This is a genomic window from Variovorax endophyticus, from assembly GCF_025376855.1.
Lineage (GTDB): Bacteria > Pseudomonadota > Gammaproteobacteria > Burkholderiales > Burkholderiaceae_C > Variovorax.
Genome location: NZ_JAHUTH010000039.1, coordinates 40,366 through 63,223 on the forward strand (window position 1 = coordinate 40,366; position 22,858 = coordinate 63,223).

Genomic DNA, 22,858 nt, shown 5'->3' on the forward strand with positions numbered 1-22,858 from the left:
CGCCGAAGCCCCGGGCTCACGGTACTTCCGTCATCCCGACATGAACCCCAACGCCAGCACGCCCTCCGCACCTTCGGCACCCTCCGCGAACGCACCGAGCTTCGTCGACCGCCCTTCCTCCTTGTCCTCCGATACACCCCCGTCCGCCGACCCGAACCGATTGCGCATCCTCGTGGTCGAGGACGACGCGGACGCGATGGCCACCTCGCTCGAGGCCCTGCGCGCACTCGGCCACTGGGCCACCGGCGTGCGCAGCGCGGAGTCGGCGATCACGCGCTACATGCGCGGCGCCTTCGACCTGCTGATGCTCGACGTGGGCCTGCCGGGCCTCTCGGGCAAGGACCTCGCGGCCAAGCTGATGGCGATCGAGCGCATCCCGGTGATCTTCGCCTCGGGCGAACCCGAGCCCGCGCAGCCGCCGGCCGGCAGCGTGTGGCTGCGCAAGCCCTATGCGCTCGAGGATCTCGACCGCGCGCTGGCACGCGCCTGCTCGGGCCCGGTGCGCGACGCGGCCTGATCGGTCGAGCGGGCCCGCGCGGCGCGCTTCCTCTTTCCTCCTTCCCGCTCGCCGTCGCGCGAGCGCGGCCTCTGCTTCGCGGCGCCCGCGCGCCGCACCGGTGTTCCATTTTTTCGGACGGCTTCTTCTCCGACAAATCGAAGCGGTGAACGCTTCGACGCAAGCCCGCGCGCATCGGGGGAAATGCATTTCTCCCCGCCTTAACGGTCTTCGGCCATGGCCTCGCAAAGAAGGTCCGCGCCCTGGACACCGCTCCAAGGAAATACCGTGCTTGCTGTCCACCCCCTCGCCGTCTTCGACGACACCGACGCCTATCTTTTTCGCGAAGGAACCCACGCCCGCCTGTTCGACAAGCTCGGCTGCCATCCGCATGAGGACGGCGGCGCCGATTTCGCGGTCTGGGCGCCCAACGCCGAGTCGGTCTCGGTGGTGGGCGACTGGAACGGCTGGAACGGCGACGCCGATGCCCTGAGCCCCGTGCCCGGCGACAGCGGCGTATGGCACGGCCACGTCGACGACGTGCGGCCGGGCCAGACCTACAAGTACCGCATCCGCTCGCGCCTGCGCGGCCATGTCGAGGACAAGGCCGATCCCTTCGCCTTCTCGTCGGAGCTCGCGCCAGCCACCGCCTCGCGCGTGCACCGCCTCGGCGAGGGCCACGACTGGGCGGACGGCGAGTGGATGACCACGCGCCATGCGCGCAACGCGCTCGACGCGCCGATGGCGATGTACGAGGTGCACCTGGGCTCGTGGCGGCGCGAGGACGGCCAGTTCATGGGCTACCGCGCGCTGGCCCATGCGCTGGCCGACTACGTGAGCGACATGGGCTTCACGCACGTGGAGCTGATGCCCGTGACCGAGCATCCGTTCTACGGCTCCTGGGGCTACCAGACCACGGGCTACTTCGCGCCCACGGCGCGCTACGGCACGCCCGAGGACTTCATGTACTTCGTCGACCACCTGCACCAGCGCGGCATCGGCGTGGTGCTCGACTGGGTGCCCTCGCACTTCCCGACCGACGCGCACGGCCTCGCCTTCTTCGACGGCACGCACCTGTTCGAGCATGCCGATCCGCGCCAGGGCTTCCATCCCGAATGGAACTCGGCGATCTTCAACTACGGCCGGCCCGAGGTGCGCAGCTTCCTGGTCTCGTCGGCGCTGTTCTGGCTCGACAAGTACCACATCGACGGCCTGCGCGTGGACGCGGTGGCCTCGATGCTCTACCTCGACTACGCGCGCGGCCCCGGCGGCTGGGTGCCGAACCGCCACGGCGGGCGCGAGAACCTCGAGGCCATCGAATTCCTGCAGACGCTCAACCGCGCGGTCTACCGCGACCATCCCGACACCTTCACCGTGGCCGAGGAATCGACCGCCTGGCCGCGCGTATCGCGCCCGACCGAGATGGACGGCCTGGGCTTCGGCCTCAAGTGGAACATGGGCTGGATGCACGACACGCTGGACTACATGCGCCACGACCCGGTGCATCGCAGCCACCACCACCATGCGCTGACTTTCTCGCTGGTCTATGCCTTCCACGAGAACTTCGTGCTGCCGCTCTCGCACGACGAGGTGGTGCACGGCAAGGGCTCGCTGATCAACAAGATGCCGGGCGACGACTGGCAGCAGTTCGCCAACCTGCGCGCGCTGCTGGCCTTCATGTGGGCGCATCCGGGCAAGAAGCTGCTGTTCATGGGCGCCGAGTTCGGCCAGCGCCGCGAATGGACCCACGACGGCGAGCTCGAATGGTGGGTCTGCGGCCTGCCGGCCCATGCCGGGCTGCAACGCATGGTGCGCCAGCTCAACCGCGTCTACCGCGAGCAGCCGGCGCTGCACAGCCAGGACTTCACGCCCGCGGGCTTCGAATGGATCGATGCCGACGATGCCGAGCGCAGCGTGTTCCTGTTCCTGCGCAAGCCCGCGCACGACGGCCCGCCCGTGCTGGTGGCCGTGAACATGACACCGGTGCCGCGCACCAACCTGCTGGTGGGCGTGCCGTGCGGCGGCACCTGGCGCGAGGTGCTCAACACCGACGCCACCGAATTCGGCGGCGCGGGCTGGGGCAACTTCGGCGGGGTCGAGGCATCGCCCGTGCGCGCGCACGGCCGGCGCCACTCGCTGAGCCTCACGCTGCCGCCGCTGTCCACCGTGATCCTGCAATCCGAGGGCCAACGATGAAGCGTGAAACCACCCCGATCGGCGCCAAGGCGCCCAAGGGCAAGACCCAGACCGCGAGCGAAAGCACCCCCATCCCCCGCAGCGAGACCAAGGCCCCCGCGCGCAAGCGCTCGCTGCCGCCGCCGGAGCCGCCATTGAGCTTCGCGCCGGCACCCGATGCACCCGCGCCCGCCGACGGCTCCGACGGCCGCATCCGCGCGGTGATCGGCGCGGTGCTGCCCTCGGTCGACGAGGGCCGCTTCCCGGTCAAGGCCATCGTGGGCCAGCGCACGACGATCACGGCGCACTGCTTCACCGACGGCCACGACGTGCTGCGCGTGATGCTGCGCTGGCGCCCCGAGGCGGGCGATGAAGTGCGCGAGCTGCCGATGCGCGCGCTCGGCAACGACGTCTGGGAGGCCGCGTTCGCGCCGCCCGCGATCGGGCGCTACCTCTACAGCGTCAGCACCTGGGTCGATTCCTTCGAGTCGTGGCGCCACGAGATGGCGCGCCGCGTGGGCGAAGACATCCGCATCGCCGCGCTGGCCGCGGCCAAGGACATCGTGGCGGCCGCGGGTCGCGCCGACGGCACCGACCGCGAGGCGCTCGCGCGCTGGGGCGAGGAGCTGGCACGCGCCGCGGCCGATGGCGCAACCGAGCTGCGCGCGGTGCAGGCGTTGGCGCTCGACGCGACGCTGGCCGAGGTGGCGCGCCGCCATCCCGACCGCAGTCTCGCCGTGACCTCGGCCGAGCTGCCGCTGTGGGCGCAGCGCACGCGCGCGGGCTTCAGCACCTGGTACGAACTGTTCCCGCGTTCGGCTTCGCCCGAGCCGGGCCGCCACGGCACCTTCCGCGACGTCGAGACGCGGCTGCCCGCGATCGCCGCGATGGGCTTCGACGTGCTCTACATGCCGCCGATCCATCCGATCGGCCGCGAGCAGCGCAAGGGCCCGAACAACACGCTGGTGGCCGGGCCCGACGACGTCGGCAGTCCCTGGGCCATCGGCGCGAAGGAAGGCGGCCACAAGGCCATCCTTCCCGCGCTCGGCACGCCCGAGGACTTCCGCCACCTGGTGCAGGCCGCGAACGCGCAGGGCATCGAGATCGCGCTCGACATCGCCTTCCAGTGCGCGCCCGACCATCCCTACGTGAAGGAACACCCCGAGTGGTTCCGCCGCCGGCCCGACGGCAGCGTGCAGTACGCGGAGAACCCGCCGAAGAAGTACCAGGACATCTATCCCTTCCACTTCGAGAGCGACGACTGGCGCGCGCTGTGGGCCGAGCTCAAGAGCGTGCTCGACCACTGGATCGGCGAGGGCGTGCGCATCTTCCGCGTCGACAACCCGCACACCAAGTCCTTCGCGTTCTGGCAGTGGGCGATCGGCGAGGTCAACCGCGAGCATCCCGAGGTGATCTTCCTGGCCGAGGCCTTCACGCGGCCGAAGGTGATGCACCGGCTCGCGAAGCTGGGCTTCACCCAGTCCTACACCTACTTCACATGGCGCACCGGCAAGGCCGAGCTGATCGAGTACTTCACCGAGCTGTCGAGCGGCCCGGGCGCCGACTACTTCCGCCCCAACGCCTGGCCCAACACGCCCGACATCCTGCACGAGCAGCTGCAGGCCGGCGACGCGCCGACCTACATGGCGCGGCTGGTGCTCGCGGCCACGCTCGCGGGCAGCTACGGCATCTACGGTCCGGCCTACGAGCTGCGCGAGCACCGGCCGCGCGAGCACGGCAGCGAGGAGTACCTCGACTCCGAGAAGTACCAGCTGCGGCACTGGAACCACGACGATCCCGAGAGCCTCGCGCCCTTCATCGCGCGCGTGAACCGCATCCGCCACGACAACCCCGCGCTGCAGACGCACCGCGGCGTGCGCTTCCTGCCGGTGGAGAACGACATGCTGCTGGCCTATGCGCGCGAGTCGGCGCCCGAGAACGACGCGCTCGAGGCCAACGTGGTGATCGTCGCGGTCAACCTCGATCCGCACCAGGCGCAGGCCGGCTGGATCCACCTCGACCCGGCCAGCATCGGCGTCGGCCCCGACGAGGAGTTCCAGGTGCACGATCTGCTGACCAACCAGCGCTTCACCTGGCGCGGCCACCACCACTACGTGAAGCTCGATCCGCACAGCGTGCCCGCCCACATCCTCGTGGTGCGCCGGCGCGTGCGCAGCGAGCGCGATTTCGATTACTTCCTCTGAGGGAGAGAGCGATGAATGCACCCGTCTCGCGCATCGCGCTGGAAACCGTCGAGATCGACAACAGCGACGATCCGCTGTGGTACCGCGATGCGGTGATCTACCAGCTCAACGTCAAGGCCTTCTTCGACACCAACAACGACGGCGTCGGCGACTTCAAGGGCGTGACCGCGAAGCTCGACTACGTGAAGGAGCTGGGGGTCAACACGATCTGGCTGATGCCCTTCTATCCCTCGCCGCTGCGCGACGACGGCTACGACATCTCGGCCTACGAGGACGTGAACCCGCAGTACGGCACGCTCGAGGACTTCCGCGAGATGCTCGACGAGGCCCACAAGCGCGGGCTGCGCGTGATCACCGAGCTGGTCATCAACCACACCTCGAGCGAGCACCCGTGGTTCCAGGCCGCGCGCAAGGCGCCGCCGGGCTCGCCCGAGCGCGACTTCTACGTCTGGAGCGACACCGACCAGCTCTACCAGGGCACGCGCATCATCTTCACCGACACCGAGACCTCGAACTGGTCGTGGGACCCGGTGGCCAAGGCCTACTACTGGCACCGCTTCTTCAGCCACCAGCCCGACCTGAACTTCGACAATCCGGCGGTGCTCGAGGCGGTGCTCAAGGTCATGCGCTTCTGGCTCGACATGGGCGTGGACGGCTTCCGGCTCGACGCGATTCCCTACCTGGTGGAGCGCGACGGCACCAGCAACGAGAACCTGCCCGAGACGCACGCGGTGATCAAGAAGCTGCGCGCGGCGATCGACGCCGAGTACAGGAACCGCTTCCTGCTGGCCGAGGCCAACATGTGGCCCGAGGACGTGCGCGAGTACTTCGGCGACGGCGACGAGTGCCACATGGCCTACCACTTCCCGCTGATGCCGCGCATGTACATGGCGATCGCGCAGGAGGACCGGCATCCGGTGGTCGAGATCCTGCAGCAGACGCCCGACATCCCCGAGGGCTGCCAGTGGGCGATCTTCCTGCGCAACCACGACGAGCTCACGCTCGAGATGGTGACCAGCAAGGAGCGCGACTACATGTACAACATGTACGCGGCCGACCAGCGCGCGCGCATCAACCTCGGCATCCGCCGGCGCCTGGCGCCGCTGATGGAGAACGACCTCGACCGCGTGAAGCTCATGAACGGCATGCTGCTGTCGATGCCGGGCTCGCCGATCATCTACTACGGCGACGAGATCGGCATGGGCGACAACGTGTTCGTGGGCGACCGCAACGGCGTGCGCACGCCGATGCAGTGGAGCCCCGACCGCAACGCCGGCTTCTCGCGCGCCGACCCGCAGCGCCTGTACCTGCAGCCGATCATGGACGCCATGTTCGGCTACGAGGCGCTCAACGTGGAGGCGCAGGCGCGCGACGCCAGCTCGCTGCTGAACTGGACCCGCCGCATGCTCGCGGTGCGCAAGACCAGCCATGCCTTCGGGCGCGGCCGGCGCCGCTTCCTCAAGCCCGGCAACCGCAAGATCCTGGCCTACGTCAGCGAGTACGACGACGACATCATCCTGACGGTGTTCAACCTCTCGCGCGCGGCGCAGCCGGTCGAGCTCGACCTCTCGGCCTTCAAGGGCCGGGTGCCGGTGGAGATGCTCGGGCGCGCGCCCTTCCCGCCGATCGGCGAGCTGCCCTACCTGCTCACCCTGGCCTCGTACGGCTTCTACTGGTTCAAGCTCACGCTCGACGCCGAGATGCCGGTGTGGCACCAGGAGGGCGTGTCGCTGCAGGAGCAGCCCACGCTGGTGCTGTTCGACGGCTGGGACAGCTTCTTCCGCGAACGCGTGATGCCGTGGCGCATCGGCATGGCCGAGCGCATGCGCACGCAGTTCGAGACCGACACGCTGCCGCGCCACATCGAGATCCAGCGCTGGTACGCCTCCAAGGGCGAGACCATCGCGCGCGCGCGGCTGGCCGACCATGCGGTGTGGGAGGACGGCGCCGACCGCTACCTGCTGCCGCTGTTCGATCTCGAGGGCCCGCGCGAGAGCGCCACCTACTTCATGCCGCTGACGCTGGCCTGGGAGGAGCGCGAGGAGGAACGCATGAATCGGCTCGCGCAGGCCGGCCTCGCGAAGGTGCGCCAGCAGGCCCAGGTGGGACTGATGGGCGATGCCTTCTACGACGAACCCTTCTGCCGCGCGCTGGTGCGCGCCATCCAGCAGGGCATGGAGCTGCCGACGGCCGCGGGCCGGCTGCAGTTCCGGCCCACGGCCGCGTTCGCGAAGCTGGGCCTGGACATCGAAGCCATGCCCGTGGGCCGTCCGAGCGCGCAGAGCAGCAACACGGTGGTGACGCTCAACGACACGCTGTTCCTCAAGGGCTACCGCCGCGCGCGCAAGGGCATCAATCCCGAGCTCGAGATGGGCCGCTTCCTGACCGACGTGGTGCAGTACGCGAACTGCGTGCCGGTGCTCGGCGCGCTCGAGTACGTGGGCAACGACGGCCAGGTGATGGCGCTCGCGATGGTGCAGTCGTACGTGACGAACCAGGGCGACGGCTGGACCTTCACGCGCGACTACGTCGAGCGCTACCTCGAGGAGCTGCGCACCGCGCCGGCCGACCTGCCCGACGCCCCGGCGCCCGCCGATGCGCACGGCGGCTTCATGGCGCTGGCCGCGACCCTGGGCCAGCGCACCGCCGAGCTGCACCTCGCGCTGGCGCGCCCCACCGGCGACCCGGCCTTCGATCCCGAGCCCACCAGCGCGGCCGACGCCACGGCGCTGCAGACGCATGCGCAGGCCGAGGTCGACACCACGCTGGCGCTGCTGCAGCAGCGGCTGGGCCAGCTGAGCGACCCGGTGCGCGAGCAGGCGCAGCAGTTGCTGGGCCTGCGCGAGGCGCTGCACGCGGCGGTGGCCGCCAGCGTGCCCGCGCAGGGCGGCGGCCGCAAGACCCGCTACCACGGCGACTACCACCTGGGCCAGGTGCTGGTGAGCGGCAACGACTTCGTGATCATCGACTTCGAGGGCGAGCCCGCGCGCGACTTCGAGGAGCGCCGCGCCAAGGCCTCGCCGCTGCGCGACGTGGCGGGCATGCTGCGCTCGTTCAACTACGCGCGCTGGACCGCGCTGCGGCGCGTGGCGCAGAACGCCGAGGAGGCGGTGCGCCTCGACGCCGCGGTGCGCGACTGGGAGCGCGTGACGCGCGATGCCTTCCTCTCGGCCTACACCGGCACGCTGGCCGGCGCGGCCGAGGCGGTGCCGGCCGATGCCGGGCTGCTGCGCCTGTTCGAGATCGAGAAGGCGCTCTACGAACTGCGCTACGAGCTCAACAACCGCAACGACTGGGTCGAGGTGCCGCTGCACGGCCTGCTCGCCCTCGTTGCGCCGAACCATCCCACCGCGCGCTGACGCGACGGTCCACAGAAGGAGGAACTCATCATGGACAACTTCGGCTTCCACCTGGAACCCCTGCGCGCGATCCTCTACCAGATCGGCGCCTTCCTGCCGCGGCTGCTGGTGGCGCTGGTGGTCGTGTTCGCGGGCTGGCTGATCGCCAAGGTGGTGCGCTTCGCGGTCATCAAGGCGCTGCGCGCGTTCAACTTCAACGTGCTGACCGAGCGCTCGGGGCTGGACAACTTCTGGCGCCAGGGCGGGCTCATGAGCGACACCTCGGCGATCGTGGGCGCGCTGTTCTACTGGCTCGTGATCCTGGCCGCGCTGCTGATCGCCTTCAACGGGCTGGGACTGAGCTACATCGCCGACCTGCTGGGGCGCGCGGTCTGGTTCGTGCCCAACATCTTCATCGCGCTGCTGGTGCTGGCCTTCGGCGCCTACTTCGCGCGCTTCGTCGGCGGCGCGGTGCAGACCTACTGCCGCAACGCCGGCATGCAGGACGGCCAGCTGCTGGGCAAGGCCGCGCAGTACGCGGTGATGGTGTTCGTGGTGCTGATCGCGCTCGACCAGGTGAAGGTGGGCGGCGACATCGTGCGCGAGACCTTCCTCGTGATGCTGGCCGGCATCGTCCTCGCCCTTGCACTGGCCTTCGGCCTCGCGGGCAAGGACTGGGCCGCCGAGCGCATCGAGCACTGGTGGCCGCGCGAGCGCCCGCGCGGGCCCGCGGTGGCGCCGGCGCGCACGCCGGTGACGCCGGCGCCGGTCACGCCGGCCACGCCCACGACGCCCGCCGCCGGCACCGAGAGCGCCCCCGCGCCCGCCGTGCGCCAGCCCGTGGCGCCGCGCAGCGACCACGCGCCGGGCCCGTACGACAGCGGCGAGCGCTGGCCGCCGCCGCGCTGAACGCCGCCATCGGCACTTCGACCTTTTTCGTGTTTCCCGACCCCGACCGATTCCTCGCATTGACCCATTCATGAAGAAGGCCACCTACAGCCCCATCTCGGCCGTCTGGCCCGGCCAGCCCTATCCGCGCGGCGCGACCTGGGACGGCCAGGGCGTGAACTTCGCGCTGTTCACGCAGCATGCGCACAAGGTCGAGCTGTGCCTGTTCGACGAGAGCGGCCGGCGCGAGCTGCAGCGCATCGAGCTGCGCGACCGCACCGACGACGTGTGGCACTGCTACCTGCCCGAGGCGCGCCCCGGCCTGGCCTACGGCTACCGCGTGCACGGCCCCTACAAGCCCGAGGAGGGCCACCGCTTCAATCCGCACAAGCTGCTGGTCGACCCCTATGCCAAGGACCTCGTGGGCTCGCTGCGCTGGGGCGACGCGCTCTACGGCTACACCGTGGGCGGCCGGCGCGAGGACCTGTCCTTCGACCGCCGCGACAGCGCGCCGCTGATGCCCAAGAGCCGCGTGCTCGAGACCGCCTTCACCTGGGGCGAGGACCGCCGGCCGTCGATCCCCTGGCAGGACATGGTGATCTACGAGCTGAACGTGCGCGGCTTCACGATGCAGCATCCCGAGGTGCCGCCGCAGCTGCGCGGCACCTACGCGGGCCTGGGCTGCGCGCCGGTGATCGACCACCTGCGCCGCCTGGGCGTGACCACGGTCGAGCTGCTGCCGGTGCACGGCTTCCTCAACGACCGCCACCTGGCCGAGCGCGGCCTGCAGAACTACTGGGGCTACAACACGCTGACCTACTTCGCGCCCGAGATGCGCTACAGCGCCTCGGGCAAGGTGAAGGAGTTCAAGACGCTGGTGAAGACGCTGCACTCGGCCGGCATCGAGGTGATCCTCGACGTGGTCTACAACCACAGCTGCGAGGGCAACCAGCTCGGGCCCACGCTGTCGATGCGCGGCGTGGACAACGCCTCCTACTACATCCTCAACGCCGAGCAGCGCCGCTACTACGACGACTTCACGGGCTGCGGCAACACCGTCAACCTCGAGCATCCGCGCGCGCTGCAGCTGGTGATGGACTCGCTGCGCTACTGGGTCGAGGAGATGCACGTCGACGGCTTCCGCTTCGACCTGGCCTCGGCGCTGGCGCGCGAGTCGGGCCGGGTCGAGAACCTCGGCGGCTTCTTCGACGCGATCCGCCAGGACCCGACCCTCGCCCGCGTGAAGCTGATCGCCGAGCCCTGGGACCTGGGCCACGGCGGCTACCAGGTCGGCAACTTCCCGCTCGGCTGGGCCGAGTGGAACGACCGCTACCGCGACGGCATGCGCGGCTTCTGGAAGGGCGACGCGGGCGTCACCGGCGAGATGGCGCAGCGGCTCACGGGCTCGCAGGACCTCTACGGCTGGTCGGGCAAGCGGCCGTTCGCGAGCATCAACTTCGTGACCGCGCACGACGGCTTCTGCCTCGAGGACCTGGTCTCCTACAACGACAAGCACAACGAGGCCAACGGCGAGGAGAACCGCGACGGCAGCAACCACAACGTGTCGTGGAACTGCGGCGCCGAGGGCCCGACCGACGATGCCGAGGTGAACGCGCTGCGCGCGCGGCAGAAGCGCAACCTGCTGGCCACCCTGCTGCTGTCGCAGGGCGTGCCGATGCTGCTGGCGGGCGACGAGCGCGGCCACAGCCAGAACGGCAACAACAACGCCTACTGCCAGGACAACGCGCTGAGCTGGATCGACTGGAGCGACACGCCCGAGCGCACCGCGCTCACGCGCTTCGTGCAGCGCGCCATCGCGCTGCGGCGCCGGCACCCGGCGTTCCGCCGCCGCAGCTTCTTCGAGGGCCGCGTGCCCGAGGGGCAGTCGGCCAAGGACATCTGCTGGCTGCGCCCCGACGGCGACGAGATGAGCTCCGAGGACTGGAACACCGACCACGTGCGCTGCCTCGCGGCGCTGGTCTCGGGCAGCGCCCTGCCCGACCGCGGGCCGCGCGGCGAGACGCTGCGCGACGACGACTTCCTGCTGCTGCTCAACGCGCACCACGACGCGATCCCGTTCCGGTTGCCGCCGAGCGCCGCGCCCTGGCGCGTGCTGCTCGACACCACCCAGGACGATGGCGCCGGCGAGGCGGGCAAGCTGGAGGGCCCGGCCTATGCGCTGCCGAGCCGCTCGCTGGTGCTGCTGGGCCGCGACAACACGGGAGCCACTGCATGAACGACGCGATCCTCACGCTGCCACGCACGCACGCGATGCCCTTCGGCGCCTTGCCGAATCCCGCCGGCGGCGTGGACTTCCGCTTCTGGGCGCCCGATGCGCCGCAGGTGCTGCTCGAGCTCGGCACGCAGGCGCATCCGATGGTGCGCGATGCCGAGGGCTGGCACCGGCTGCGGCTCGCGCAGGCGCGCGCCGGCGACCGTTACCGCTTCCGCATGCCCGACGGGCTGCAGGTGCCCGACCCGGCCTCGCGCTTCAACCCCGCGGACGTGCACGGCCCGAGCGAGGTGATCGACCCGGCCGCCTACGCCTGGCGCGACGGCGGCTGGCGCGGCCGACCGTGGTCCGAGGCGGTGATCTACGAGCTGCACGTGGGCAGCTTCACGCCCGAGGGCACGTTCGACGCCACGCGCGCGCGGCTGCCCGAGCTCGCGGCGCTGGGCATCACGGCCATCGAGCTGATGCCGCTGGCGGACTTCCCGGGCCGGCGCGGCTGGGGCTACGACGGCGTGCTGCCCTTCGCGCCCGATACCGCCTACGGCCGGCCCGAGGCGCTCAAGGCGCTGATCGACGAGGCCCACGGCCTGGGCATGATGGTGCTGGTCGACGTGGTCTACAACCACTTCGGGCCCGAAGGCAACTACCTGCATGCCTGCTGCCCGCAGTTCTTCAACGACGCGCACCGCACGCCCTGGGGCGCCGCGATCAACTACGACGGCCCCGGCAGCGCGACGGTACGCGACTTCTTCATCCACAACGCGCTCTACTGGGTCGAGGAGTTCCATGCCGACGGCCTGCGCATGGACGCGGTGCACGCGATCCGCGACGACTCGCCGGTGGGCATCGTGCAGGCCATCTGCGATGCGCTGCGCGAAGGCCCGGGCCGCACGCGCGAGGTGCACGTGGTGCTGGAAGAGGACCGCAACCTCGCGCACCTGCTCGAGCGCGACAAGGAAGGCCGGCCACGCATCGCCACCGCGCAGTGGAACGACGACCTGCACCATGCGGCGCACGTGCTCTTGACCGGCGAGCGCGACGGCTACTACGCCGACTATGCGCAGCGGCCGCTCGAGCTGTTCGCGCGCGCGCTGGCCGAGGGCTTCGTCTACCAGGGCCAGGCCTCGGTGTTCCGCGAGGGCGAGACGCGCGGCGAGCCGAGCGCGGCGCTGCCCTCGGGCGCCTTCGTGTCCTACCTGCAGACGCACGACCAGGTCGGCAACCGCGCCTTCGGCGAACGCATCGACGCGCTGGCCGACCCGGTGCTGGTGCGCGCCGCGCGCGCCTGCCTGCTGCTGTCGCCGCACACGCCGATGCTGTTCATGGGCGAGGAGTACGCGGCCGCCACGCCCTTCCCCTACTTCTGCGACTTCGGGCCCGAGCTCGCGGCCGCGGTGTCGCAAGGCCGCCGCGACGAGTTCGGCCGCTTCGCCGCCTTCGCCGACGAGGCCGCGCGCGCGGCGATCCCCGACTGCAACGCGCCCGAGAGCTTCGCGCTCGCCAAGCTCGACTGGAGCGAGCGCGAGCGCTCGCCGCACCGCGAGACCCTCGAGGGCGTGCGGCAGCTGCTGCAGTTGCGCCGCGAGCGGCTGGTGCCGCATTTCGGCGGCCGCCAGCACGGCGGCAAATACGAGGTCGAGGACGACCTGCTGCGCGTGCGCTGGACGCTGTCGGACGGCGCGGTGCTGCATCTGCTGGCCTGCTTCGGCGAGCATCGACATGCGGTCGATGCACCACCGGGCGAGACGCTGCATTCGGTCGGCGCGCTCGGCGAGGCGGTCGATGCCGCGAGCGCACCCGACGAACATCCGCAACGGCTGCGCCTCGCGCGCGGCGCGGTGCATCTGAGCCTGCAGGTGTCCGATGTCGAGTGAATCCCGCGAGCACCCCACGATCGATGCGCTGTGTGCGCGCTTCGGCATCGACACCCGCTACCACGACGTCTTCGGCCACGAGCACCAGGTGCCGCGCGCCACCTTGCGCGCGCTGCTGGCCGCCTTCGGCGTGGCCTGGCACGGCGAGGACGACGACACCCCGGCCACGGTGCCGCCCGAGACCGGCGCCGTGCTGCCCGCGGTGCACGTGGTGCGCGCCGAGCAGGCCCCGTGGTCGCTGGCGCTCGATCCGACGATCCTGCCGCCCGCGGCCGACGGCCACCACCGCTGGCACCTGCGCGACGAATACGGCGAGCCGAGCACGGGCGATGCGCGGGTCGATACCGATGGCTCGCTGGCCTTCGACGTCGAGCTGCAACCGGGCTACCACCGGCTCTCGATCGAGGGCGCCGAAGGCGAGACGCTGCTGATCGCGACACCGGGGCGCTGCTACCGGCCGCCCTCGCTCGCGCCCGAAGGCGGCGGCCGCGCCTGGGGCCTCGCGGTGCAGCTGCCCGCGCTGCGCTCGCGGCGCAACTGGGGCATCGGCGACTTCGGCGATCTCTCGGAGCTGGCCGCGCGCATGGCGCCGCTGGGCGTGGATGCGATCGGCCTCAATCCGCTGCATGCGCTGTTCGCCCACAACCCGCTGCATGCGAGCCCCTACAGCCCGTCGACGCGGCAGCAGATCGACGCGCTCTACATCGCGGTGGAAGCGGTGCCCGACTTCGCCGAATGCGAGGAGGCGCGGCGCATGGTCGCCGAACCCGCGTTCCAGACCCGGCTGAAGGCGCTGCGCGCCGCGCCGCTGGTCGACCGCGCGGGCGTGGCCCGGGCCAAGCACGAGGTGCTGCGCTGCCTGTTCGCGCACTTCGAGCGCGCGCACCTGGGCCCCGACACCGAGCCCGGCAGCGACCGCGCGCGCATCTTCCGTTCCTTCGTGGCCGACCGCGGCGAGGCGCTGCACCGCCATGCGCTGTTCGAGGCGCTGCAGGCGCATTTCCATGCCGCCGATGCCTCGGTGCATGGCTGGACCGGCTGGCCCGAGGCCTGGCGCGATCCGGCCTCGGAGGCGGTGGCGCAGTTCGCACGCACGCATGCGAGCGAGCTGCACTTCCATCAGTACCTGCAGTGGCTGGCCTCGATGCAGCTGGCGGAGGCCGGCGCGCGCTGCCGTGCGCTCGGCATGCGCGTGGGCCTGTACCTCGACCTCGCGATCTCGGTCGACCGCGCGGGCTCGGACGCCTGGGGCGGCCAGTCGGTGTTCGCGCTCGGCGCGAGCGTGGGCGCGCCGCCCGACGAGTTCAATCCCCAGGGCCAGGGCTGGGGCCTGCCGCCGCTGCGCGCCGACCGGCTGCGCACGAGCGGCTACCGGCTGTTCGCCGACACGCTGCGCGCCAACATGCGCCACGGCGGCGCGCTGCGCATCGACCACGTGATGGGGCTGATGCGGCTGTTCTGGATTCCCGAGGGCAGCTCGCCGCGCGACGGCGCCTACGTGCAGTACCCGCTCGAGGAGATGCTCGCGATCCTCACGCTCGAGAGCCACCGCCACCGCTGCATGGTGATCGGCGAGGACCTGGGCACGGTGGCGCCGCGCGTGCGCGAGGCGCTGGCGCAGGCCGACGTGCTGTCGTACCGCGTGCTGGTCTTCGAGACGCGCGGCAGCGAGTTCCTGCCGCCCGGCGACTACCCGGGCGCTGCGCTCGCGACCTTCGGCACGCATGATCTCGCGACCCTGGCCGGCTGGTGGTCGGGCCACGACCTGCGGCTGCGCGCGCAGCTCGGGCTGTTCCCCTCGCAGGAGCTGTTCGAGAAGCAGCAGGCCGACCGCGCGGCGCAGCGCGTGGGCCTGTTGCGCGCGCTGCACCGGCAGGGCCTGCTGTCGACCGAGCAGATGGCCGCGGCCGCCACGGCCACGCAGCCCGATGCCGTGCTGACGGCCGCCGTGCATGCCTACATCGGCGCCACGCCCTGCGCGCTGGCGATGGTGCAGCCCGAGGACCTCCTGGGCACGCTCGACCAGGCGAACCTGCCGGGCACCACCGACGAGCTGCAGCCCAACTGGCGGCGCAAGCTCGAGGCCGAGCTCGAGACCCTGGCCACGCGCGAGACGGTGCGCGCGGTGGCGGCGCGGCTGGCCGCCGAACGGCCGCGCGCGAACCCCGCGCAGGACGTCGGGCAGCGCGTGCCCGAGGCGCGCATTCCGCGCGCCACCTACCGGCTGCAGCTGCACCGCGACTTCGGCTTCGATGCCGCGGCGGCGATCGTGCCCTACCTCGCGCGGCTGGGCATCAGCCACGTCTACTGCTCGCCGATCCAGCGCGCGCGCGCCGGCAGCATGCACGGCTACGACGTGGTCGCGCACGACCAGATCAATCCCGAGCTCGGCGGGGCCGAGGGCTTCGAGCGCTTCACGCGCACCTTGCGCGCGCAAGGCCTGGGGCTGCTGCTCGACATGGTGCCCAACCACATGGGCGTGTTCGGCGCCGACAACGGCTGGTGGATGGACGTGCTCGAGCATGGGCCGGCCTCGGTGTACGCGCAGCACTTCGACATCGACTGGGAGCCGCTGAACCCGGAGCTGCGCGGCAAGGTGCTGCTGCCGGTGCTCGGCGTGCCCTACGGCGAGGCGCTCTCGAAGGGCGAACTGGTGCTGCACTTCGAGCGCGGCGAAGGCACGGCGCGCGGCGAGGCCGGCTTCGCGCTGCGCTACTACGAGCACCGTTTCCCGATCGCGCCGCGCAGCCATGCCACCTTGCTGGCGCGCGCCGTCGAGGCGGTGTCGGACGCCGGGCCGCGCGCGCGGCTGCAGGCGCTGGCCGAGGCCTGGGCGCCGTGGCCGGCCGACGATGCCGGCACCGACGAGGCGACCGATTCCGCAGAGCGCGAGGCGCGCGCGCGCGAACATTCGCTGCTGAAGGCACGCCTGGGCGAACTCGCCGACACGCATGCCGAGGTGGCGCGGGCGCTGGCGCAGGCCACGGCCGCCTTCAACGACGGCGCCGCGCGCGATGCGCTGCATGCGCTGATCGAGGCCCAGCACTGGCGCCTGACCTACTGGCGCGTGGCGGCCGACGAGATCAACTACCGGCGCTTCTTCGACATCAACGACCTCGCGGCGCTGCGCATGGAGCGCGACGAGGTGTTCGAGGCCACGCAATCGATGGCGCTGGACCTCGCGGCGCGGGGCATCGTCGACGGGCTGCGCATCGACCATCCCGACGGCCTGCACGACCCGGCGCGCTACTTCCTGCAGTTGCAGGAGGGCTATGCGCGCCGCGCCGGCCTGCCGCTGGCCGGCGACGATGCGCGAGGCCGCCCGGCGCGTCCGCTGTACGTGGTGGCCGAGAAGATCGTGGCGCGTGGCGAGGAGGTGCCCGAGGACTGGCATGTGCACGGCACCACCGGCTACCGCTTCGCGAACGTGGCCAACGGCGTGCTGATCGACACCGCCGCGGCCGGGCGCTTCGCGGTGCTGTGGCATCGCTTCACCGGATCGCCCGCGCACTTCGAGGCCCATGTGCGCGACGGCAAGGCGGCCGTGATGCGCCATGCGCTGGCCTCGGAGCTCTCGGTGCTCTCGAACGCGCTGCTGCGCATCGCGCGCGCCGACCGCGACACGCGCGACCACACGCTCAACACGCTGCGCCGCGCGCTCGCGGCGGTGGTGGCCTGCCTGCCGGTCTACCGCAGCTACATCGTCGACGTGCCCTCGGCGCAGGACCGCCGCTTCATCGACCAGGCGGTGGCCGAGGCCGAGCGGCACTACGGCGACGGCGACACCTCGGTCTACGAGTTCCTGCGCCAGACCCTGAGCGGCGAGGCCGTGCCCACGGCCGGCCCCGCGCTGCGCGACCGAGTGCGGCGCTTCGCGGTGCGCTTCCAGCAGTTCAGCGCGCCGGTGGCGGCCAAGGGCGTGGAGGACACGGCCTTCTACCGCTACTTCCCGCTCGCCGCGCTCAACGAGGTGGGCGGCGATCCCGACGTGTTCGGCGTCGACGTGGAGGACTTCCACGCGGCGAGCGCCGACCGCGCCGCGCGCTGGCCGCACACCATGCTCGCGACCTCGACGCACGACAACAAGCGCTCGGAGGACGTGCGCACGCGCATCGACGTGCTGTCGGAGATTCCTCGCGAATGGCGCGCCGCGCTGATGCGCTGGCGCCGGCTGCAGCAGCCGCTGCGCGAGCGCATGGCCGCCGAGGGCGCGCCGGCCGACGCGCCCTCGGGCGCCGATCTCTACCTGCTGTGCCAGACGCTGGTCGGCACGCTGCCCGCCGAAGGGCTCGAAGGCGAAGCGCTGGCCGACTACGGCGAGCGCATCGTGCAGTACATGCACAAGGCCGCGCGCGAGGCCAAGCTGCGCACCGCGTGGACCCGGCCCGACGCGGGCTACGAGGACGCGCTGCGGCGCTTCGTGGCGCTGACGCTCGATGCGGCGCAGCCGGCCGCCTGGTGGGCGGACCTGCGGGCCTTCGCGTCGCGCATCGCGCTGTTCGGGGCCTGGAACAGCCTCTCGCTGACCTTGCTGAAGTTCGCCTCGCCGGGCGTGCCCGATGTCTACCAGGGCACCGAGCTGATGCCGCTGACGCTGGTGGACCCCGACAACCGGCGGCCCGTGGACTATGGGTGCCGCGAAGACCTGCTCGAGGACTTCGAGCAGCGCGCGGCGGGCGCGCGGTCCGCCGAGAGCGTGGACGCGTTCGCGCGCGCACCGCACGACGGCCGCGCCAAGCTCTGGTTTGCCTGGCGGCTGCTGGCGCTGCGCCGCGCGCAGGACGCGTTCTTCCGCGATGCCGGCTATCGCGGGCTGCGCGTGGAAGGACCGCTCGCGCGCCACGTGGTCGCGTTCGAGCGGCGCCACGAGGGACGCACGCTGGTGGTGGTGGCCGCGCGCTTCTTCGCGGGGCTGTGCGGCGGCATGGCCGACGGGGCCGCGCCGGAGCTGCCGGTGGGCGAGGCCTGGCGCGGCACGCGGGTGTGGCTGTCCGATGAAGGCGCGGTCGATGCGGGCGCGGGCTTCACCGAGCTGCTGACCGATGCGCCGTTCGACTCGGACAGCGAGGTCGACCTCGCGCTGCTGTTCGCGCGCCTGCCATGGGCCGCGCTGTGGCGCGGCGCACCGGGCGACTGAGGCGCGCGCGGCGGCGCGGTCCTACGTGCTGTCGCGACGAAGGGCTTGTCGTTGCGCGGGGGCGCGGCCGCACAGTGCCATCACACCGCTCCACGCCCTTCGCCATGCCCACCGCACCCGATACGACTCGCCGCGCCCGCCCACCGCGCGGCCCGATCTCCATCTTCATGGTGGAGGACGAGCCGCTGGTGCAGGACAGCCTGCGCGTGGTGCTCGGCGGCTTCCTCGGCGCCGAGGTGGTGGGTTCGGCGAACACCGAGGCCGAGGCCATCTCTTGGCTGCAGGCGCACGACGATGCCTGGCGGCTCGCGGTGGTGGACCTGTTCCTGCAGCAAGGCACCGGCCTGGGCGTGCTGTCGTGGCTCGCGCCGCTGAAGAACGGCCGCACGGTGATCGCGCTGACCAACGCGGCCACGCGCGCGAACCGCGCGCAATGCCTGCAGCTCGGCGCCGACGCGGTGTTCGACAAGTCAGAAGAGATCAACGAGTTCCTGAGCTTCTGCGAGAACGCGTCGATGGGCTCGCCCGCGGCGCTGCCCGCGGCCAAACGCGCCTGAGCGGCGCGCGCCATCGCCTACAGCGATGCAGGTGGCGCACCGACGATGCGCGCCCGGTGCGGTCCCAGGATGAAGTTTCTTTCCCACTTCATCCACACACCTCACTCACCGAAAGGAGTCAGACATGGCCAAGGAAAAGCATCTGCTCGACACGAACAACAACCTGCACCGCGACCCGATCACCGGCGAGCCCGGCTCGCACCCGGTGGGCACCGGCGTCGGCGCCACCGGTGGCGCGCTGGCCGGCGCGGCGGTCGGCGCGGTCGGTGGCCCCGCGGGCGCGGCGGCCGGCCTGATCGCCGGCGCCGTGCTCGGCGGCATGGGCGGCAAGGCCGTCGCGGAACGCGTGAACCCGAGCGTCGAGCGCGCGCACTGGGCATCGGCCTATGAGCGCGAGCCCTACTACGAGGCGGGCCGCAGCTACGACGACTATGCGCCGGCCTACGAGCTGGGCTGGAGCGGACGTGCCGCGGGCCACGATGAGTTCGCGTCCGTCGAGCCCACGCTCGCACGCGAATGGGAAGCGCGCCGCGGTGCTTCGACGCTCGACTGGACGCGTGCCCGGCCCGCGTCGCAGGCTGCCTGGGAACGCGCCGACCGCCTCTACTACAGCGACGAGGACAGCGCGATTCCCGCGGTGGACGGCCCGCCGCTGGCCAACGACGACGTGGTCGACGTGATCAACGACCTGCTCGAGACCAGCCGCGACGGCGAATACGGCTTCCGTGTCTGCGCCGAGGAGATCGAGGATGCGCAGCTCCAGCGGATGTTCGCGGCGCGCTCCGCCGAGTGCGCCAGCGCGGCGGCGCAACTGGTGCGCATCGTCGAGTCCTATGGCGGGCAACCGGCCGCGGGCGGCACGGCCAGCGGTGCGATGCATCGCGGCTGGGTGCATGTGAAGGGCGCGGTCGGCGCCAACAGCAGGCTCTCGATCCTCGAGGAAAGCGAGCGCGGCGAGGACACGGCCGTGGCGCGCTACCGCAAGGCGCTCAAGCAGATGCTGCCGGCCGGCGTGCGCGAGATCGTCGAGGCGCAGGCGCGCGGGGCGCAGCGCAACCATGACCAGATCCGCGACCTGCGCAACGCGGAGCGCGCGGCGCGTTGATCGCGGTGCCCTGAACGACGAAGAGCCCGGCATGCCGGGCTCTTTTTTTGCGACCGCGTGGCGGCTACTTGCAGTTGAGCTTCATCGCCTCGATGCGGCCGCCGAAGCCGAGCCGGCTGATCAGCCCGCCTTCGCGGCTGTTGGCCGGGAAGCTCACGGTGCGGTCGCGGAACATCGCGTGCTGGTAGACCTCGAGCGTGGCGCGCGGGCCCACGGTCACGCTGTCGATGTCGCGCTGCAGCTGGCGCGCCGTGCCCTTGTCGAGGCTCTGCAGGGTGGCGGGGCCGACCAGCGTCACGACATCGCCCTGGAAGTCGCGCTTCGAATAGAACTGGGCCCAGCAGCCGGAGCCGTGCGCCGGGTCCTCGACGCGCAGCGGCACGAGCAGCACGGTGGGCTCGGCCTGGTTGTCGACGGCCGAGACCTTGGGCGTGCCGGTGGAACAGGCGCCGAGCGCGAGCGCGGCGGCGAGGCCCAGGGGCCAGAGGGTGCGGGAAGTCTTCATGATGGATGCAAAGGCTGGGATCGGGGAATGGCGCCGGCGGGCGGATCGAGGATCCGCCTGGCTCGAAGGGCCGAAGGCCTGCGCCGCGAAGCTTCAAGATAGCGGCCGAGCGGCGCGATGCCGTAGGAGAAAGGCGCGCGGCGCCGTCGCAGGCGGGCGTGCCTGTTCGTGGACTGCGTCGCACTCCGGCAAATAAAGCGCTTGCAATTGAATCGCATGCGATCTAATATTCTGCCCATGCCAGCCAAGAGAAGCACCTCCGCCCGAACCGTCGCCCCCAGTGCCGACCGGCTCACGCTGGACGAACAGCTGTGCTTCTCCGTCTACTCGACCATGCTGAGCCTCAACAAGGTCTACCGCGGCCTGCTGCGCGACCTCGATCTCACCTACCTGCAGTACCTCGTGATGCTGGTGCTGTGGGAGCGCGACGGCCTCAACGTGTCCGAGATCTGCACCCGCCTCTCGCTCGAGACCACCACGCTCACGCCGCTGCTCAAGCGGCTCGAGGCCCGCGGGCTCATCGCGCGTGCACGCTCGGCCCTCGACGAGCGCCAGGTCATCGTGTCGCTCACGGCCGAAGGGCGCGCGCTGCGCGCCAAGGCCAAGGCCATACCGGCCTGCGTCGCGCAGGCGATGGAGCTGTCGGGCGACGAGATCGACGGCCTGCGCGAACAACTGCAGACGCTGCGTGCCAGCCTCGACAGGAACGCATGACCACCACCGTCTCTCGCGAGGCAGTCGTTGCCGGCTGCCTTTTTTCAAGGCATTTATATCGCATGCGATATTCATTCATACGCTAGTTCTCCCGTCCACCCGTTCCCTCCCCTCCAGCCAAAGGAAATCACCATGTCCTCGAACCAGACCCCCTCTTCTTCCACCACGCGCCGCAGCCTGCTGACCGGCAGCGCCGCCACGCTCGCGACCGGTGCCCTCGCCGGCGCGGGCCTCGCGCGCAACGCCGAGGCCGCGCCCGCGCGCGCGGCCAAGGGCCAGCGCGGCTCGGGCAACACCATCGTCACCAAGGACGGCACGCAGCTCTACTTCAAGGACTGGGGCAGCGGGCAGCCCGTGGTCTTCAGCCATGGCTGGCCGCTGAATTCCGACAGCTGGGAATCGCAGATGCTGTTCCTCGCCTCGCAGGGCTTCCGCGCCGTGGCGCACGACCGCCGCGGCCATGGCCGCTCGAGCCAGCCGTGGAACGGCAACGACATGGACACCTATGCCGACGACCTCGCCACCGTCATCGAGACGCTGGACCTGAAGAACGTGGTGCTGGTCGGCTTCTCGACCGGCGGCGGCGAAGTCGCGCGCTACATCGGCCGCCATGGCACGAAGCGCGTGGCCAAGGCCGCGCTGATCTCGGCCGTACCGCCGCTGATGCTCAAGACGGCCGCCAACCCCGGTGGCCTGCCGATCGAGGTGTTCGACGGCCTGCGCGCGGCGCAGCTCGCGAACCGCTCGCAGTTCTACAAGGACGTGCCATCGGGTCCCTTCTTCGGCTTCAACCGGCCCGGTGCCAAGCCCTCGCAGGGCCTGATCGACTCGTGGTGGGCGCAGGGCATGCAAGGGGGCCACAAGAACACCTACGACTCGATCAAGGCCTTCTCGGAAACCGACTTCACCGAGGACCTGAAGAAGTTCGACGTGCCCACGCTGATCGTGCACGGCGACGACGACCAGATCGTGCCGATCGGCGCCGCCGGCCTGGCCTCGGCCAGGCTGGTGAAGAACAACAAGCTGATCGTCTATCCCGGCGCGCCGCACGGCCTGACCGACACGCACAAGGATCGCTTCAACGCGGACCTGCTCGCGTTCATCAAGTCCTGAGCGGGACAGCCGGCGCGCGGGGTTGACGCGCGCGCCGGGCTTGCGTCTGATGCGGGCATGCACACGCCGCATCCACCAAGGACCTCGAGATGACATCGACCCCCTGGGACCTCGAACGCTTCGTGAACGCGCAGGACCCGGTGTACGCCGAGGTCTGCGCCGAACTCGCCGCGGGGCGCAAGCGCAGCCACTGGATCTGGTTCGTGTTCCCGCAGCTCGCGGCGCTGGGCCGCAGTTCGACGGCGCGCTTCTTCGGGCTCGAGGGCATCGATGAGGCAGCGGCCTATTGGGCGCATCCGGTGCTCTCGCAACGGTTGCGACAGTGCACGCAGCTCGTGCTCGACGTGCAAGGCAAGAGCGCGCACCAGATCTTCGGCTCGCCCGACGATCTGAAGCTGTGTTCGTGCATGACGCTGTTCGAGATCGCCGCGCAGGACGAGCCGGTCTTCGGCGAGGTGCTGGCGCGCTACTACGGCGGGGTGCGCGACGAAGCGACGCTCGCGCTGCTCGGCGCCTGAC

At 71.0% G+C, this 22,858-nt stretch carries 14 protein-coding genes; 13 read left to right on the forward strand and 1 reads right to left on the reverse strand.

The window, feature by feature from the left end; translation table 11 throughout:
- The first annotated feature begins 40 nt into the window (after positions 1–40).
- From KV106_RS35330 to KV106_RS35375, 10 genes are all read left to right on the forward strand, one after another.
- Positions 41–517, forward strand: a complete 477-nt coding sequence (locus KV106_RS35330) for a response regulator (RefSeq protein WP_172705410.1) — start codon at positions 41–43, stop codon at positions 515–517.
- Positions 518–733: 216 nt separating this feature from the next.
- On the forward strand, positions 734–2,692 hold the full coding sequence (gene glgB / locus KV106_RS35335; protein ID WP_409976593.1) for a 1,4-alpha-glucan branching protein GlgB: 1,959 nt from the start codon (positions 734–736) through the stop codon (positions 2,690–2,692).
- Complete coding sequence (locus tag KV106_RS35340) at positions 2,689–4,875, forward strand: alpha-1,4-glucan--maltose-1-phosphate maltosyltransferase (protein WP_261216404.1); 2,187 nt, start codon at positions 2,689–2,691, stop codon at positions 4,873–4,875. Before glgB ends, KV106_RS35340 begins: the two co-directional genes overlap by 4 nt.
- A gap of 11 nt (positions 4,876–4,886) precedes the next feature.
- On the forward strand, positions 4,887–8,234 hold the full coding sequence (treS, locus tag KV106_RS35345) for a maltose alpha-D-glucosyltransferase (RefSeq protein WP_057593218.1): 3,348 nt from the start codon (positions 4,887–4,889) through the stop codon (positions 8,232–8,234).
- A 30-nt stretch (positions 8,235–8,264) separates the two neighbouring features.
- Positions 8,265–9,122, forward strand: a complete 858-nt coding sequence (locus tag KV106_RS35350) for a mechanosensitive ion channel family protein (RefSeq protein ID WP_314733663.1) — start codon at positions 8,265–8,267, stop codon at positions 9,120–9,122.
- Between the two features lie 70 nt (positions 9,123–9,192).
- The gene (glgX, locus tag KV106_RS35355; protein WP_057593219.1) at positions 9,193–11,337 is read left to right on the forward strand and encodes a glycogen debranching protein GlgX; all 2,145 of its coding nucleotides are present in this window, start codon (positions 9,193–9,195) and stop codon (positions 11,335–11,337) included.
- Positions 11,334–13,208: a malto-oligosyltrehalose trehalohydrolase gene (treZ, locus tag KV106_RS35360; RefSeq protein WP_261216407.1), complete on the forward strand. Its 1,875-nt coding sequence runs from the start codon at positions 11,334–11,336 to the stop codon at positions 13,206–13,208. The genes glgX and treZ overlap by 4 nt, the downstream gene beginning before the upstream one ends.
- Positions 13,198–18,345: a malto-oligosyltrehalose synthase gene (locus tag KV106_RS35365; RefSeq protein WP_261216408.1), complete on the forward strand. Its 5,148-nt coding sequence runs from the start codon at positions 13,198–13,200 to the stop codon at positions 18,343–18,345. The genes treZ and KV106_RS35365 overlap by 11 nt, the downstream gene beginning before the upstream one ends.
- A 104-nt stretch (positions 18,346–18,449) precedes the next feature.
- The gene (locus KV106_RS35370; RefSeq protein ID WP_261216414.1) at positions 18,450–18,902 is read left to right on the forward strand and encodes a response regulator; all 453 of its coding nucleotides are present in this window, start codon (positions 18,450–18,452) and stop codon (positions 18,900–18,902) included.
- A gap of 124 nt (positions 18,903–19,026) precedes the next feature.
- Entirely contained in the window at positions 19,027–20,007 is a 981-nt protein-coding gene (locus KV106_RS35375; RefSeq protein WP_057593222.1) for a PA2169 family four-helix-bundle protein, read from the forward strand.
- A 64-nt stretch (positions 20,008–20,071) separates the two neighbouring features.
- On the opposite strand, the gene KV106_RS35380 is transcribed toward KV106_RS35375, so the two are convergent.
- The gene (locus KV106_RS35380) at positions 20,072–20,512 is read right to left on the reverse strand and encodes a hypothetical protein (protein ID WP_057593223.1); all 441 of its coding nucleotides are present in this window, start codon (positions 20,510–20,512) and stop codon (positions 20,072–20,074) included.
- Positions 20,513–20,749: 237 nt separating this feature from the next.
- Here KV106_RS35380 and KV106_RS35385 point away from each other — a divergent pair, with 237 nt between their 5' ends.
- The 3 genes from KV106_RS35385 (at position 20,750) to KV106_RS35395 (ending at position 22,857) form a co-directional block, all read left to right on the forward strand.
- Positions 20,750–21,226 (forward strand): MarR family winged helix-turn-helix transcriptional regulator, encoded by a 477-nt coding sequence (locus tag KV106_RS35385; RefSeq protein ID WP_261216417.1) that lies wholly within the window; start codon positions 20,750–20,752, stop codon positions 21,224–21,226.
- A 132-nt stretch (positions 21,227–21,358) separates the two neighbouring features.
- On the forward strand, positions 21,359–22,339 hold the full coding sequence (locus tag KV106_RS35390; protein ID WP_261216419.1) for an alpha/beta fold hydrolase: 981 nt from the start codon (positions 21,359–21,361) through the stop codon (positions 22,337–22,339).
- A gap of 89 nt (positions 22,340–22,428) precedes the next feature.
- A complete protein-coding gene (locus tag KV106_RS35395) occupies positions 22,429–22,857 on the forward strand; it encodes a DUF1810 domain-containing protein (protein ID WP_261216420.1) in 429 nt (142 codons plus the stop codon).
- Position 22,858: the final 1 nt, after the last annotated feature.

Excerpts from the sequence above, each read along its gene's own strand:
- KV106_RS35330 (WP_172705410.1), top strand. The coding sequence starts at position 41 with ATGAACCCCAACGCCAGCACGCCCTCCGCACCTTCGGCACCCTCCGCG.
- glgB (WP_409976593.1), top strand. The coding sequence starts at position 734 with ATGGCCTCGCAAAGAAGGTCCGCGCCCTGGACACCGCTCCAAGGAAAT.
- KV106_RS35340 (WP_261216404.1), top strand. The coding sequence starts at position 2,689 with ATGAAGCGTGAAACCACCCCGATCGGCGCCAAGGCGCCCAAGGGCAAG.
- treS (WP_057593218.1), top strand. The coding sequence starts at position 4,887 with ATGAATGCACCCGTCTCGCGCATCGCGCTGGAAACCGTCGAGATCGAC.
- KV106_RS35350 (WP_314733663.1), top strand. The coding sequence starts at position 8,265 with ATGGACAACTTCGGCTTCCACCTGGAACCCCTGCGCGCGATCCTCTAC.
- glgX (WP_057593219.1), top strand. The coding sequence starts at position 9,193 with ATGAAGAAGGCCACCTACAGCCCCATCTCGGCCGTCTGGCCCGGCCAG.
- treZ (WP_261216407.1), top strand. The coding sequence starts at position 11,334 with ATGAACGACGCGATCCTCACGCTGCCACGCACGCACGCGATGCCCTTC.
- KV106_RS35365 (WP_261216408.1), top strand. The coding sequence starts at position 13,198 with ATGTCGAGTGAATCCCGCGAGCACCCCACGATCGATGCGCTGTGTGCG.
- KV106_RS35370 (WP_261216414.1), top strand. The coding sequence starts at position 18,450 with ATGCCCACCGCACCCGATACGACTCGCCGCGCCCGCCCACCGCGCGGC.
- KV106_RS35375 (WP_057593222.1), top strand. The coding sequence starts at position 19,027 with ATGGCCAAGGAAAAGCATCTGCTCGACACGAACAACAACCTGCACCGC.
- KV106_RS35380 (WP_057593223.1), bottom strand. The coding sequence starts at position 20,512 with ATGAAGACTTCCCGCACCCTCTGGCCCCTGGGCCTCGCCGCCGCGCTC.
- KV106_RS35385 (WP_261216417.1), top strand. The coding sequence starts at position 20,750 with ATGCCAGCCAAGAGAAGCACCTCCGCCCGAACCGTCGCCCCCAGTGCC.
- KV106_RS35390 (WP_261216419.1), top strand. The coding sequence starts at position 21,359 with ATGTCCTCGAACCAGACCCCCTCTTCTTCCACCACGCGCCGCAGCCTG.
- KV106_RS35395 (WP_261216420.1), top strand. The coding sequence starts at position 22,429 with ATGACATCGACCCCCTGGGACCTCGAACGCTTCGTGAACGCGCAGGAC.